Raw genomic sequence first — 418 nt, forward strand, 5'->3', positions numbered from 1 at the left:
GCAGCGCGCATTCGTTGCGGAAGGTCAGCTCGGCGATCGACAGGCCGCTCTCGCGGCTCGCGCGCAGCAGGTCGTCGCCAGTGCGGAACGGGTACGGCACCTCGGCCGCCGCGCGCACGCCGTTGACGCGGTCGCCGTCGCGGTTCACCACGAAGCCGCCGCCGACCGAGTAATACTCCTTCTCCACCAGCAACTGGCCGTTCTCGTCGAAGGCCTGGAAGCGCATCCCGTTCGGGTGGACCACGCTGGTGCCGGCCATCATGCGGCGATAGAAGCCGATGTCCTCCTTCTCCTCGAAGCGCACCTAGCGCCGACCCAGCAGGCAGAGGGTCTTCTCGGCGCGGATCGCCTTCAGGCGCGGCTCGATCAGGTCCGGGTCGATCAGGTCGGGCAGGTGTCCTTCCAGGCCCAGCAGGAC

General features: G+C 68.7%; 1 pseudogene. It reads right to left on the bottom strand.

Annotated features, from left to right (window positions below):
- Window positions 1-418: pseudogene (locus FQ755_RS17210) on the bottom strand (serine dehydratase beta chain); the annotation flags it as partial.

Source organism: Paraburkholderia sp. BCC1885 (assembly GCF_900996235.1).
Lineage (GTDB): Bacteria > Pseudomonadota > Gammaproteobacteria > Burkholderiales > Burkholderiaceae > Paraburkholderia.